General features: G+C 66.5%; 12 protein-coding genes. 7 read left to right on the top strand and 5 right to left on the bottom strand.

The window, feature by feature from the left end; translation table 11 throughout:
* Positions 1–29 precede the first annotated feature (29 nt).
* The 3 genes from rlmH to rng all read left to right on the top strand — a co-directional run bounded on the left by rlmH (position 30) and on the right by rng (position 2,710).
* Entirely contained in the window at positions 30–509 is a 480-nt protein-coding gene (gene rlmH / locus AC3WON_RS10590) for a 23S rRNA (pseudouridine(1915)-N(3))-methyltransferase RlmH (RefSeq protein ID WP_011614787.1), read from the top strand.
* Positions 510–542: 33 nt separating this feature from the next.
* Positions 543–1,157, top strand: a complete 615-nt coding sequence (locus AC3WON_RS10585) for a Maf family protein (RefSeq protein WP_010812911.1) — start codon at positions 543–545, stop codon at positions 1,155–1,157.
* Positions 1,158–1,243: 86 nt separating this feature from the next.
* Positions 1,244–2,710 (top strand): ribonuclease G, encoded by a 1,467-nt coding sequence (gene rng / locus AC3WON_RS10580; RefSeq protein ID WP_010812912.1) that lies wholly within the window; start codon positions 1,244–1,246, stop codon positions 2,708–2,710.
* A 67-nt stretch (positions 2,711–2,777) separates the two neighbouring features.
* On the opposite strand, the gene AC3WON_RS10575 is transcribed toward rng, so the two are convergent.
* On the bottom strand, positions 2,778–3,092 hold the full coding sequence (locus tag AC3WON_RS10575; protein ID WP_492321430.1) for a hypothetical protein: 315 nt from the start codon (positions 3,090–3,092) through the stop codon (positions 2,778–2,780).
* 271 nt (positions 3,093–3,363) lie between these two features.
* Here AC3WON_RS10575 and AC3WON_RS10570 point away from each other — a divergent pair, with 271 nt between their 5' ends.
* The gene (locus tag AC3WON_RS10570) at positions 3,364–3,876 is read left to right on the top strand and encodes a hypothetical protein (RefSeq protein WP_492321429.1); all 513 of its coding nucleotides are present in this window, start codon (positions 3,364–3,366) and stop codon (positions 3,874–3,876) included.
* 12 nt (positions 3,877–3,888) lie between these two features.
* On the opposite strand, the gene AC3WON_RS10565 is transcribed toward AC3WON_RS10570, so the two are convergent.
* Positions 3,889–4,479, bottom strand: a complete 591-nt coding sequence (locus AC3WON_RS10565) for a peroxidase-related enzyme (protein WP_010812915.1) — start codon at positions 4,477–4,479, stop codon at positions 3,889–3,891.
* 180 nt (positions 4,480–4,659) lie between these two features.
* Between AC3WON_RS10565 and waaC the strand changes: the two genes are divergently transcribed.
* Entirely contained in the window at positions 4,660–5,646 is a 987-nt protein-coding gene (waaC, locus tag AC3WON_RS10560; protein WP_010812916.1) for a lipopolysaccharide heptosyltransferase I, read from the top strand.
* Between the two features lie 58 nt (positions 5,647–5,704).
* On the opposite strand, the gene msbA is transcribed toward waaC, so the two are convergent.
* Both msbA and AC3WON_RS10550 read right to left on the bottom strand, forming a co-directional pair.
* Positions 5,705–7,435 carry a lipid A export permease/ATP-binding protein MsbA gene (gene msbA / locus AC3WON_RS10555; RefSeq protein WP_492321445.1) on the bottom strand — a complete coding sequence of 577 codons (1,731 nt, stop codon included), beginning with the start codon at positions 7,433–7,435 and terminating at the stop codon, positions 5,705–5,707.
* Positions 7,436–7,526: 91 nt separating this feature from the next.
* Positions 7,527–8,300: a glycosyltransferase family 25 protein gene (locus tag AC3WON_RS10550; RefSeq protein WP_492351763.1), complete on the bottom strand. Its 774-nt coding sequence runs from the start codon at positions 8,298–8,300 to the stop codon at positions 7,527–7,529.
* A gap of 299 nt (positions 8,301–8,599) precedes the next feature.
* On the opposite strand from AC3WON_RS10550, the gene AC3WON_RS10545 reads away from it, so the two are divergent.
* Both AC3WON_RS10545 and AC3WON_RS10540 read left to right on the top strand, forming a co-directional pair.
* Positions 8,600–9,379, top strand: a complete 780-nt coding sequence (locus AC3WON_RS10545; protein WP_492351762.1) for a glycosyltransferase family 2 protein — start codon at positions 8,600–8,602, stop codon at positions 9,377–9,379.
* A gap of 37 nt (positions 9,380–9,416) precedes the next feature.
* Positions 9,417–10,490 carry a glycosyltransferase family 4 protein gene (locus AC3WON_RS10540; RefSeq protein WP_492321426.1) on the top strand — a complete coding sequence of 358 codons (1,074 nt, stop codon included), beginning with the start codon at positions 9,417–9,419 and terminating at the stop codon, positions 10,488–10,490.
* Positions 10,491–10,509: 19 nt separating this feature from the next.
* Here the strand turns inward: AC3WON_RS10540 and dnaE are convergent, their stop codons facing one another.
* Positions 10,510–14,022 (bottom strand): DNA polymerase III subunit alpha, encoded by a 3,513-nt coding sequence (gene dnaE, locus AC3WON_RS10535; protein ID WP_492321425.1) that lies wholly within the window; start codon positions 14,020–14,022, stop codon positions 10,510–10,512.
* Positions 14,023–14,092: the final 70 nt, after the last annotated feature.

The following is a 14,092-nucleotide window of genomic DNA, read 5'->3' as shown; positions in this document are numbered from 1 at the left end:
GCCGCGCAGCATGACCCATCCCCTGCCCCATGCAACTGGTGATCGTGGCCGTCGGCCACAAGATGCCCGGCTGGATCGAGACCGGCTTCAGCGAGTACGCCAAGCGCATGCCGCCCGAGCTGCGCATCGAACTGCGCGAGGTCAAGCCCGAAACCCGCTCGTCCAGCAACAACGCCGCCACCGTGATGCAGCGCGAAGCCGCGCGCATCGAGGCGGTGCTGGGCTCGCTGTCGAAACAGTGTCGCATCGTCGCGCTGGATGAGCGCGGGCGCGACTTCACCACCGTGCAACTGGCCGCGCAGCTGACCGACTGGCAGCGCGAGGGCGGCGACGTGGCCTTCCTGATCGGCGGCGCCGACGGGCTCGATCCCGCCCTGAAAGCCCGCGCCAGCACCCTGATCCGGCTGTCCAGCCTGACCCTGCCGCACGGCATGGTGCGCGTGCTGCTGGCCGAGCAGCTGTACCGCGCCTGGTCCGTCACACAGAACCACCCCTATCATCGGGCCTGATCCCGGCTGTCGCCGGTAGGCCCCTCCGCCGCGATGCCCGACACCCTGCACGACTACCTTTACCTCGCCTCGCAGAGCCCGCGCCGCCGCGAGCTGCTGACCCAGCTCGGCGTGCGCTACGAACTGCTGCTGGCCGATGACGACGAGGATGCCGAAGCGCTCGAGGCCGTCCAGCCCGGCGAGACCCCCGACGACTACGTCCAGCGCGTCTGCGCGCTGAAGGCCGAAGCCGCGCTGCGCCGCCGCGAACGCCGCGCGCTGCCCGATGCGCCGGTGCTGACCTCCGACACCACGGTCTGCCTGGGCGGCCGCATCCTGGGCAAACCCGCCGACGGCGCCGATGCCGCGGCCATGCTGGGCGCGCTCTCGGGCAGCACCCACCGCGTCCTGACCGCCGTGACGATCGTGTCGACCACGGGCATGCGGCATGCGCTGTCGATCTCGGAAGTCACCTTCCGCCCGATGCAGCCCGCCGAGATCGAACGCTACGTCGCCAGCGGCGAGCCGCTCGGCAAGGCCGGTGCCTACGGCATCCAGGGCCGGGCGGCGGAGTTCGTCGAGCGGATCAGTGGCAGCTATTCAGGTATCATGGGCTTGCCCTTGTTTGAGACGGCGGCGTTACTTCGCCAGGCCCGCCTGCAGTTCTGAGCAGCGCCCTCCGTGCCCAGACAAGACCCGGCCCAGCGCCGGGCCACCCTATACAGCCGGGCCACCGGCGACGCGTTTCACCCGCTATGACTGAAGACATCCTCGTCAACATCACGCCCCAAGAGACCCGCGTCGCCATCGTGCAGCAAGCCGCGGTGCAGGAACTGCATGTCGAACGCACGCTCACGCGCGGGCTGGTCGGCAATATCTACCTGGGCAAGGTGGTGCGCGTGCTGCCCGGCATGCAATCGGCCTTTATCGATATCGGCCTGGAGCGCGCCGCCTTCCTGCACGTGGCCGACATCTGGCATCCGCGTGATGCCGACCGCAACAATTCCACCCCGCAGCTGGCCATCGAGAAGACCCTGTTCGAAGGCCAGGCACTCATGGTGCAGGTGATCAAGGACCCGATCGGCACCAAGGGGGCGCGCCTGTCCACCCAGGTGAGCATCGCCGGGCGCACCCTGGTGTACCTGCCGCAGGACCCGCATATCGGCATCTCGCAGCGCATCGAGGGCGAAGTGGACCGCGAGGCGCTGCGCAGCCGCGTGCAGGGCCTGGTGCCCGACGACGAGCGCGGCGGCTTTATCGTGCGCACCATTGCCGAGGAAGCGACCGACGAAGAACTCGGCAACGATATCGCCTACCTGCGCAAGATCTGGGGCGCGATCCGCCAGAACGCCACTACCCTGCCCGCGCCCAACCTGCTTTACCAGGACCTGAACCTGGCCCAGCGCGTGCTGCGCGACTTTATCAACGACGCCACCGGCGTGATCCAGATCGACTCGCGCGAGAACTACCAGATGCTGCTGGAGTTCGCCAAGGAATACACCCCGGCGGTGCTGCCGCGGCTGTCGCACTACACCGGCGAGCGCCCGATCTTCGACCTGTTCAATATCGACGCCGAGATCGAGAAGGCGCTGTCGCGCCGGGTGGACCTGAAGTCGGGCGGCTACCTGATGATCGACCAGACCGAGGCGATGACGACCATCGACGTCAACACCGGCGGCTACGTGGGCGCGCGCAACTTCGACGACACCATCTTCAAGACCAACCTGGAGGCGGCCCACACCATCGCGCGGCAGCTGCGCCTGCGCAACCTCGGCGGCATCATCATCATCGACTTCATTGATATGGAGAACGCCGAGCACCGCGACGCGGTGCTGTCCGAGCTGAAGCGAGCGCTCGCACGCGACCGCACCCGCATCACGGTCAACAGCTTCTCGCAACTGGGCCTGGTCGAGATGACGCGCAAGCGCACGCGCGAGTCGCTGGCGCATGTGCTGTGCGAGCAATGCCCGGTCTGCCACGGCAAGGGCCAGGTCAAGACGCCGCGTACGGCCTGCTACGACATCCTGCGCGAGATCATGCGCGAATCGCGCCAGTTCAACCCGCGCGAATTCCGCATCCTGGCCTCGCAGGAAGTGATCGACCTGTTCCTGGAAGAAGAAAGCCAGCATCTGGCGATGCTTGGCGACTTCATCGGCAAGCCGATTTCGCTGCAGGTGGAATCGACGTTCCACCAGGAACAGTACGACATCATCCTGATGTGAAGATGCCGGCGCAGGCATGGAAAGGCCCGCGCACTGGCGGGCCTTTCTGCATTCTGGCCGGACCAGGCTAGGGCCGGATCACGACTTGCGGACTCACCACGAAGGCGGGTTCGGGCTGGTAGTACACGGCCGGCGGCGGCTGGTACACGACCGGCCGGTCCTTGCACTTGCGCTCCTCCTTGTACTCGCCGTTGTCTTTCCACTTGCGCTTGATCTTGCAGTTGCCGACCCAGAATTCTTCCTTGTAGTCGCCGCCCTTGTACCGGCGCGCGTAGCGGTGATCATCATCGTCGTCCCAGTCGTCGTCGGCCTGGGCGGCGGCGGAGAAGGTGCCAAGGAGCACGGGCAATACGATGAGGGCAACAAGGGCGCGGGGCTTCATTTTTTGGCGGCGGCGAGCGATGGTTGAGAAAGGCTAGCACGCCGCATTCCGCATCTGTGTATCAAGCTGTTTACGAACGTAACCGCGCTGCAGCGCCTGCGCGTGTCCGCTAGCGTCCGTCTCCTTACGGACTCGGTGATGGTCCTACTCCAATTCCGTTTGCCATCCGCTATAACTAAGCCAACGTAGTCAGCGGCATCCGCACGGATGCCGCGCCCGGCTTGCCGCCCCGATGCGGGGCGCGGCCCGGTCGGCAAGCAAGGAGTCCGGCATGAACGCCACGAACCATGGGACCTGTCTGCTGGCCCTTCTGTTGTCGGTGGCGTGCGCGCCATTGCCGATTGCCAAGCGCGCCCCCGCACCGCCGCCCGAGGCGAAGGGCGAAGCGGTCGCCGCCGCGCCCAAGGAGCGCGCCACCCCGATCGCGAACAAGACCATCAACATTGCCGCCGCCTGCAAGCGCACCGAGGAAGACGGCTTCCGCGAAGACGCGCTGATGGACGTCAAGGCCAACGAGGTGCGTGCGCTCAAGTGGAAGCTATGGGTATCGCGGCGCGGCAGTTGCGAATTCAACCTGGCCGAGTTCCGCCAGGTCCGCGCGACCCCGCACATCGAACTGCAGGCCATCGACGGCAGCCAGTGCAAGCTGCTGGTGTGGCAGGATCCGCGCCGCGTGACGCTGGCCCATAACCGCTGCGAGAAGCACTGCACGCCCGGCATCTACGAGCAGGCGTGGCCGGTGCTGTTCGACCCCAAGAGCGGTGCCTGCGCCGAGGTGCGCTGAGCCGCTGCGGCGTTACTTCGCTTTCGGCACCCGGCCCATCAGGTAGAACTCGTCGTTCGGGCGCATGCTGACGGTGTTGGCCATCCGGTTCGACAGGCCGAAGAACGCCGTGATGGCGGCAATATCCCAGGCATCCTCCTCGGAAAAACCGTGCTCGCGCAGCGCAGCAAAGTCGGCATCGCCGACTTCATGCGACGCCTTGCACACCTTCATCGCAAAGTCGAGCATCGCGCGCTGGCGCTGCGGAATATCCGCCTTCAGGTAGTTCACCGCCACCTGGTCCGCCACCAGCGGCTTCTTCTCATAGATGCGCAGGATCGCGCCATGCGCCACCACGCAGTACAGGCACTGGTTGGCGCCGGAAGTCGCCACCACGATCATCTCGCGCTCGCCCTTGGTCAGGCCGCCCTCCTTGAGCATGAGCGCGTCGTGGTAGGCGAAGAACGCGCGGAACTCGTCGGGACGGTGCGCCAGCGCCAGGAAGACGTTGGGGACGAAGCCGGCTTTTTCCTGGACTTCCAGGATGCGGGCGCGGATGTCGTCGGGGAGGTCGGTCAGCGCGGGAACGGGGTAGCGGCTGATGGCGAATGCCGGGTCGGACATGGTGGTCTCCTGTTGGATAGGCGTCATCGATCGTGGGCTTCTGATGCAGATACTAACGGATCGGCATGAGTGTGGCGGGCGCCATGTCGCCCATGCATCGCACGGACACATGTCCCCTGCATAAGGCATACTACGCACCTTCCGAACCAGGCGGGCACACTGCCCACCATACTGTTCCTGATGAAACGTATTCTCATCGTCAAGCTGACCTCTCTCGGCGACATGGTGTTCACCCAGCCGCTGGTCGCGGACCTGCAGCGGGCCTTTCCCGGCGTCAAGATCGACTGGATCGCCGACTCATATTGCGCCGACGTGCCGCGCTGGAATCCGAATATCGAGCGTGTGATTTCCGCGCCGCTGCGCGGCTTCAAGAAATCGCGCAATTGGGCTGGCTTGCGTGCGATCTTCAGTGCGCTGCGTGAACTGCGCCGCGAGAAGTACGATGCGGTGCTGGACGTCCACGGCGTCTACAAGAGCGCCATCGTGACGTTCCTGGCACGCACGCGCAATCGCTATGGCTACCCCGTGGCAGAGTTGGGCGAGAGCGGCGCACGCTTCGCCTACAACCATGTGTTCCAGCCATTTGTCGAAGAAGATTGCGCGCGGCAGCGGATGCGCCGCGCCGTCAGCCGCGCCCTGGGCTATGAGCTGACCAGGGACATGGACTACGGCCTGGAGATGCCCGCAGACACGCCGGCGCCGGCCGCCAAGGGTCCGTACGCGATGCTGTTCCATGCCACCTCGAGCGAGGAAAAGAAGTGGCCGGTCGCCGACTGGATCAGCGTGGGCAGCGCGATCTCGGCGCGCGGGCTGCGCGTGCTGGTGCCTTGGGGCAACGACGCGGAGCGCAAGGAAGCCGAAACCATCGCCGCCAGCGTGCCCAACGCCGAAGTGATGCCACGCCTGAGCATCACCGGCGTGGCGCAGATGGTAGGCAAGGCATCGCTGGTGGTTGGCATGGACACCGGCTTCGTGCATATCGCCGATGCGCTGCGCCGCCCGACCGTGATCCTGTTCACGACCACGTCGCGCCACCTGTACGGCGTCGATGCGCCGGGCCGCGCGGTCTCGCTGGGCGGCGGCGGCGTGGTGCCGCGGCGGGATCAGGTGCTGGCTGCCATCGATGAAGTGCTGGGCGTGCAGCCGCCCGTCACCTCGCCAAACTGAGCACGAAGGAAACGACAAAGGCCGGCGCAAGCGCCGGCCTTTGTCGTTGGCAGGTCCGTTACCCTTGCTGCGTCGCGAACTGGATCCGGTGCAGCCCGGCGTACAGGCCGTTGGCCGCCAGCAGCTGCGCGTGCGTGCCCTGCTCCGCCACGCGGCCGTGGTCCAGCACGGCGATGCGGTCGGCGTTCTCGATGGTGGACAACCGGTGCGCAATCACCAGCGTGGTCCGGCCCTTCATCAGTTCCTCCAGCGCCGCCTGGACCTGGCGCTCGGACTCCGAATCCAGTGCCGAAGTCGCCTCGTCCAGGATCAGGATGGGCGCGTTCTTATACAGCGCCCGGGCAATCGCCAGCCGCTGGCGCTGGCCGCCGGACAACTTCATGCCGTTGTCGCCGATATTGGTGTTCAGGCCCTCCGGCAGCCCCTTGACCGTTTCCGTCAGGTAGGCGGCCGCCAGCGCGCGCTCAACGCGGGCCATGTCGATCTCGCTGTCGGATTGCGCGCCATATGCCACGTTGGCGGCGACGGTGTCGTTGAACAGCACCACGTCCTGGCTGACGAAGGCAATCTGGTTGCGCAGGTCCTTCAGCGACAACTCGGTCAGCGGCGTGCCATCCAGCAGGATGCGCCCGCCAGTCGGGTCGAAGAAGCGCGGCACCAGGTTGACCAGCGTGGTCTTGCCGCTTCCCGACGGACCTACCAGCGCCACCACTTCGCCCGGACTGACGCGCAGGTCAATGCCCTCCAGCGCGGCACGCGATGCTTCACCGTAGCGGAAGCCGACTTGCTCGAAGGCAAGTTCGCCACGGGCACGATCCAGCATCTTGCCACCGTCCTGCGGCTCGATCGGTTCATCGATCAGCCGGAAGATCATCTCGGCTGCGGTGATGCCGCGCGTCAGCGGCTGGTTGATGTCGGTCAGGTGCTTGAGCGGCGAGATCAGCAGCAGCATCGCCATCACAAAGCCGGTAAAACCGCCCACCGTGGTCTGGTTGGCCTGCGCCTGCACCATCGCAATGGTGATGATCACCGACAGCGCCAGCGCGGCCAGGAAGGCCGTGACCGGCTGGTTCAGCCCGCCGGCAACCGCCATGCGCATCGAGTAGTTCTTGAGCCGCTCGGCCACGGTGCGGAAGCGGCCCATCTCGTAGGCCTCGCCGCCGTGCAGCTTGACCACCTTGTAGCCGCCCACGGCCTCTTCCACGACATAGGCAGCGTTGTTGGTAAAGGCCTGGTGATCGCGGTTGAGCTTGCGCAGCCGGCGGTTGATCTTCGACATCAGGTAGCCGATCACCGGCAGGATCACCGCCACGATCAGCGTCAGGCGCCAGTTGGTATAGAACAGGTAGATCAGCAGCGCCACAACCGTCAGCGAGTCCCGCACCAGCGTGATAAAGACGCTGGTCAGGATCTGCAGCACCTGGTTGACCTCGAAGATCACGGCATTGATCAGCGAAGCCGCCGTGTTGCGGTGGAAGAACGACGCCGGCGCCTGCAGCAGGCGCTCGAACATCTGCAGGCGCATCTTCAGCAGCACGCGGTTCGAGATCAGGTTCAGCAGGTAGCCCGAGGCAAACTGCGCCAGGCCGCGGATCAGGGCCACGCCGGTCAGGATGGCGGGGACATGCCACAGCGTGCCGGCGTAGTCGCCGCCGAAGCCCTTGTCGAGCAGGTCATTGACAACCTTGGGGATCACCCCTTCGCTGCCCGCGACCACGGCCATGGCGAGGATAGCGCCGATGAAGATGCGTAACTCGGGGCGCAGGTAAGACCAGAGCCGGCTGGCCATGCTGGACGGCACGGCGGCACCTGGCGAAATGGGCGGTTTGGATGTGGTCACTGATATGTCTTGTGTGTGGAGGCGGCGTGCCGGCCCGGCGCTAGCCCGGCCGCTTCTGCCGGGCTACCCGAAGGAAGGGCCTGACGATGAGCTGGAACAGGAAGCGCTGATAGACGTAGCGGCGCAGATAATAGCCGATGCTGCGCTGAGCCTTGTCGGTGGCGTCCAGGTCGGCGCGATGCGTTTCGAGCGACGAGGTCTCGGCCAGCTCGGTCAGGCCGATGCAATATGGCACCACCGCACTGACCGACACCAGGCCCTGCTTTTCGAAGGCCGACCAGTAGTCGGCCGCGCACCACATCGGCTGCAAGCCCGCCAGCAGCCGTTGCGCTGCGGCGCGCGTCACCACGTAGCCGTGCGCGCGCCACCATTCGCCGTAGCGCCTGACCAGGCGTCGTTCACCGCCGAGCCTGCGGGCACCCCAGCGGGTGTACTTGTCGACATGGGACAGCAGCACCACCTCGGCCCGGTCCGGATCCAGGCGCGACTCCAGGTCGGCCAGCACGGTTGCCAGGTCGGGGCCGGGCGAAGCATCGTCCTCCAGCACCAGCGCAAAGGCGGCGCCGTCGTCAAGCATCTTGCGGTATACACCGAGGTGGCTCAACCCGCACCCGACCTCGCCCCGGCTCATGGGGCGGTAGCGCGCGGCGGCGGCGGCGGCATCGTACTTGCTGGCCACTTCCTGCTCCGCCAGCACGCGGCCATCCACGGCCCGGAACACCTGGAACGGGATGCCAAGGCCCGCCAGCTGGCCGGAAATGCGCTCCCGGCGTTCCCGCGCGGAGTCGAGATTGATGACGTAGGCGCCGATCATGCGGCCAGCACCTGTGTGTCCGGTCTTGCCCGGATTGCAGCCGGCGACAGAGAGACCAATGCTGCACGCGCAGGCAGAAGGAAGACTTCTTCCATCCCGGCGGAACGGAACAATTGTGCTCGTATCATCAATTTGAGTTTCAGGAAGCGGCCCGCTAGCCGACTCGATGGCATCAGGGTGCGCGGAGGGCGCCATGCGCCAGTGCGGTAGAATACGCGGTCTCGATCCAGCGCCTGGCGCCGTGGGCGACTCCGGCGGCCCGTCGGTCTTGTCCGACCTGCGTGCCTCCCCTATGTTCCATGAGAGTCTCGGCCGTCATCATTACCAGGAATGAAGCTCACAATATCGGGCCATGCCTCGAAAGCGTGTCCTGGTGCGAAGAGGCGATTATAGTGGATTGGGCCAGCACGGATGACACTGTGGCGATTGCGCGTGCCGCCGGCGCCACCGTCATCCAGACCGACGACTGGCCTGGCTTCGGCCCGCAGAAGAACCGCGCGGTTGACGCCGCCACGGGCGACTGGATCCTGAGTCTCGATGCCGACGAACGTGTCACGCCCGCCCTGCGCGACGAGATCCTGGGCCATCTGAAGCGGGCCGACGCCCACGCGCTTGCGCTGCCGCGCCTGTCAGCGTTCTGCGGCACCTTCGTGCGCCACGCCGGCTGGTACCCGGACTATGTGACCCGCGTCTTCCGCAAGGGCCGCGGCCGCTTCACGGATGACCTGGTCCACGAACACCTGAAGGTGGACGATCCGGTCACCCATCTGCGCGAGCCGCTTGTCCATTACAGCTACCGCACACTGTCGGACGTGCTGCGCAAGATCGACAGCTACTCCAGCGCAGGCGCGCAGCAGGCCTACGCGCGGGGCAAGCGTAGTTCGGTGGCGTCCGCCGCGGGGCACGGCCTGTGGGCCTTCATCCGGACCTACGTGCTCAAGCGCGGCTTCCTGGACGGCAGCGCAGGCTTCGGCGTGGCGCTGATGAATGCGCAGGCAAGCTACTACAAGTACGCCAAGCTGGCGCAGTTGCAGGCCGACACCAGCCTCAAGGCAGCCGCCCCTGAGGTCACCCGTTGAGGCGGCCGGCCGCCCCTCCCCTTTATTCCATGCATCGATGAAAGTTGGCATCTCCTGCAATCGCTTCGGCGCTGGCGGCGGCCTGGAACGCTATGCGCTCGACATCAGCCGGGCCATGGCAGGCCGCGCCGGCACCGAGGTGTCGGTCTACGCGCGCCGCTTCGACGCCGGCGTGGCAGAGTCGGCCGGCATTGCCCCGCACCGGATCGTGGTGTCGTGGCTGCCTGGCAAGCTGCGCGACCGCTACTTCTCGTGGCGGCTGCAAGCGCGCCGTCCCGCGGACGAAGTGCTGATTGGCTGCAACCGGGTGCGCGGCTCCGATATCGCCATCTGCGGCGGCACCCATCGCGGCTATCTCGGCGCGCGCGGCACGACAGCGCGCCGCTCCGACCAGTGGCAGATCGACCTGGAGAGTGCGCAGTATGCTGGCGCGCACCGCGTGGTGGCACATTCGGCGCTGATGCGCCGCGAGGTGATCGAGCTGTACGGGATGCCGCCGGACCGCGTGGAACTGATCTACCCGCCGGTCGACACGCAGCGCTTCACGCCGGTCGACGCCGACGCGCGCGCCGCGTTGCGCCGTGAGTTCGGTTTCGGTGACGATGAGGTCGTGTTCCTGTTCCCGTCCTCGGGCCATGCCCGCAAGGGTTTCGACCTGCTTGCCGACTATTTCTCCAAATCGGACCTGCCGATCACGCTTGCCGTGGCCGGCCGTCCGGTCGGGCGCACCATCCCGCGGGTACGGGAACTGGGCTACAGCAGCCGCATCGACGCGCTCTACCGCGCCGCGGACTTCACCATCCTGGCGTCGGGCTACGAACCGTTCGGACTGGTCGGCGTGGAATCGGTGCTGTGCGGCACACCGCTGGTCTTTGCCGACAATATTGCCTGCCTGGAGGTGATCCGGCCGCAGGCGGTGCATGCCTTCGCACGCGATCGCGCCGAGACGCTCGACCGCGCGATTCGCGCCGCGGTCGACGCGGCACGCAGCGGCCAAGGCCGGCTGGCGGATCCGATGGCGATGCTCGACTACGATCCGGGCATCGAGGCCCACGTCGACGCGCTGCTAGCGCTGGCGGCCAGCGCGCGCGCCGCCCGGCAGGCGGCCTGAGACCGCCGCTGCCGTCGGTTTATTCGTAGAGGGTGCTGACGCTGTCCGGCGACAGTGCCAGCCGCAACGCGGTCAGCGCCTCGTCGGAGGGCACCACCTTCCAGTCCGCTCCGAGCATGGCCTCGCACGAAGCCGCCGCCGACTGGTAGTGGATGCGCACCGGCAAACCCTGTCCACCGCTGGCGCGGGCCAGGTGCGGCATCAGCAGTTCACGCAACATCCCGGTCGACGAATTCCCATTCATCGACAACCGCACGGCGCTGGCAAACCTGACGCGTGCGGCCACCAGGTCCATCACCGATTCCGCCGTAAACCTCACCCCACCGGTAAACGTATCGTGCCGCGCATTCCCCGTGGCGATCAGCAGCTCATCCTCGCGGAACATGTGCCGGTTGGCGTCGAACAGCTCGTTGAACACCGTCATCTCGACCAGCCCGGTGCCGTCGTCCAGCGTGACGATCACCATCTTGCCGCGCTGGGTCATCTGCGTGCGGACGCCGCTGATCACGCCGGCGATGGTCTTGCCGCGCACATCGCGGCCGAAGCCGCCGCCGTTGCCCTGCACTTCCTTTTCCAGCGCGGCCAGCGTGCCCTTGTTGAAGCGGCGCACCTCGTCGCGGTAGGCATCGAACAGATGGCCTGAGAAGTAGTAGCCGAGCGCCTGCTTTTCTTCCTGCAACGTGCGCTTGGGACTCCAGCGCGGTTCGTCGAGCAGCTCGGGGCGGTGCGCATCGCCGGCATCGCCCATCAGGTCGAACAGCGACACCTGGTTGGCGGACTCGGCCTTCTGCTCGGCGGCCTCCATCGCGATCGGCACCGAGGCCAGCAGCTGGGCGCGGTTGTCGTTCAGGCTGTCGAAGGCGCCGGCGCGGATCAGCGCCTCGATGGTGCGGCGATTGACCTGGCGGCGGTCGACGCGTTCGCAGAAGTCGAACAGATCGGTGAACGGCCGCTCCTCGCGCGCGCGCAGGATATCTTCGATCGCGCCCTGGCCGCTGCCCTTGATGCCGCCCAGGCCGTAGCGGATGGTCTTGGGGTCGGTCGGCGCGAAGCGGTATTCGCTGGCGTTGACGTCCGGCGGCAGCACCGCGATCTTGTTGAGCTTGCAGTCCTCGTAGAGGATCTTGACCTTGTCGGTGTCATCCATGGCCAGCGACATGTTGGCTGCCATGAATTCGGCCGGATGGTGGGCCTTGAGCCAGGCGGTGTAGTACGCCAGCAGCGCATACGCGGCCGCGTGCGACTTGTTGAAGCCGTAGCCCGCGAACTTCTCCATCAGGTCGAAGATGTCGTCGGCCTGCTGCGCGGAGAGGCCGTTCTTGTCGGCGCCTTCGCGGAACATGACGCGATGCTGGGCCATCTCCTCGGGCTTCTTCTTGCCCATGGCGCGGCGCAGCAGGTCGGCGCCGCCGAGCGAGTAGCCGCCGATGATCTGCGCCATCTGCATCACCTGCTCCTGGTAGACCATGATGCCGTAGGTCTCTTTCAGGACGGGTTCGACGCGCGGATCCGGGTACTCCACCTTCTCGCGGCCGTGCTTGCGCGCGCAGAAGCTGGGGATCAGGTCCATCGGGCCCGGGCGGTACAGCGCCACCAGCGCGATGATGTCCTCGAAGCGGTCAGGCTTGGCGTCCTTGAGCATGCCCTGCATGCCGCGGCTTTCCAGCTGGAACACGGCGACCGTGTTGGCGGTCTTGAGGATATCGAAGGCGGGACTGTCGTCGAGCGGGATATGGCTGCAATTCCAGTCGGCCTTGCTCGGATCGAGGCGGCGGATATAGCGCTCGGCCCAGTCCAGGATGGTCAGTGTGGTCAGGCCCAGGAAGTCGAACTTGACCAGGCCGGCGGCCTCGACGTCGTCCTTGTCGTACTGGCTGACCACGCCGCTCATGCCGTCGTTCTGCGCGCCCTGCGTGTACAGCGGGCAGAAGTCGGTCAGCCTGCCGGGCGCGATCAGCACGCCGCCGGCGTGCATGCCGACGTTGCGGGTCATGCCTTCGACGCGCTGTGCCAGCTCCAGCAGCTGGCGCACTTCCTCCTCGTTGTTCTCGCGCTCGGTCAGCAGCGGCTCTTCCTTCTTGGCTTCCTCGATGGTGACCAGCTTGCCCGGCTTGAACGGGATCAGCTTGGCGATGCCATCGACAAAGCCGTAGCCGAGATCGAGCACGCGGCCCACGTCGCGCACCGCGGCCTTGGCCGCCATGGTGCCGAAGGTGGCGATCTGCGATACCGCGTCCTTGCCGTACTTCTCCTTCACGTATGTGATCACGCGATCGCGGCCGTGCTGGCAGAAGTCGATGTCGAAGTCAGGCATCGAGACCCGTTCCGGGTTCAGGAATCGCTCGAACAGCAGCGCGTACTTGAGCGGGTCCAGATCGGTAATGCCGAGCGCATACGCGACCAGCGAACCGGCGCCCGAACCGCGGCCCGGTCCCACCGGCACGCCGTTGTTCTTGGCCCAGTTGATAAAGTCCGCCACGATCAGGAAGTAGCCGGGGAAGCCCATCTTGATGATGGTGCCGGTCTCGAACTCCAGCCGTGCGTAGTATTCCGGGCGCTTGGATTCGCGCACCGCCTCGTCGGGGAACAGCACCACCAGGCGCTTCTCCAGCCCGTCCTTGGCCATGTAGACCAGGTAGTCGTCCAGCGACATGCCGTCGGGCGTCGGGAACAGCGGCAGGCGCGGCTTGCCCAGTTCCAGCGTCAGGTTGCAGCGGCGCGCGATCTCGACCGCGTTCTCCAGTGCCGAGGGGATGTCGGCGAACAGCGCGCACATCTCGTCCTGGGTCTTGAAGTACTGGTCAGTGGTAAAGCGCCGCGTGCGGCGCGGATTGGCCAGCAGCTCGCCCTCGGCGATGCACACGCGCGCCTCGTGCGCGGTGTAGTCGTCCGGCGTCATGAACTGCACCGGATGCGTGGCCACCACCGGCAGTTGCAGTTCCGCCGCCAGTTGCACGGCCTGCTGCACGTAGGCATCGGTGCCGGCGTTGCCGGCGCGCTGCAGTTCGATGTAGAAGCGTTGCGCGAATACCGTGGACCAATGCTGTGCCGCGCGGCGCGCACCGTCGGCATTGCCGTTGGCCAGCGCCATGCCGATATCGCCACCCATTGCGCCCGACAGGGCGATCAGGCCGGTCGCGAGCGGCAGGTCATCCTCGCCGGGTTCCAGGAACCAGGCCGGATCGATCTCGGCGCGGCCGCGGTGCTGGTTGCCCAGCCACGCGCGCGACAACAGCATGCACAGGTTCAGGTAGCCGCGGCGGTCCTGCACCAGCAGCAGCAGGCGCGACGGCTTGTCGCGGTCTTCGGCGTTGGTGAGCCAGACGTCGGCACCGACCACCGGCTTCACGCCCTTGCCGCGCGCCTCCTTGTAGTAACGGATCAGCCCGAAGGCGTTGGCGAGGTCCGTCAGGGCGAGCGCGCCCATGCCGTCGGCGGCAGCGGCCTTGACGGCGTCTTCCAGGCGGACGATGCCGTCCACGATGGAGTATTCGGAATGCAGGCGGAGGTGTACGAAGCGGGGTGCGGACATGGGCGACATTGTACCGGCTCGGGCCGCTGGCATGCCTCCGATATTGCGTGCAGGCGGCCTGGCGCGAGGG

This window comes from Cupriavidus sp. FW305-46 (genome assembly GCF_058787075.1).
This window is presented reverse-complemented; position numbering and strand designations above follow the sequence as displayed.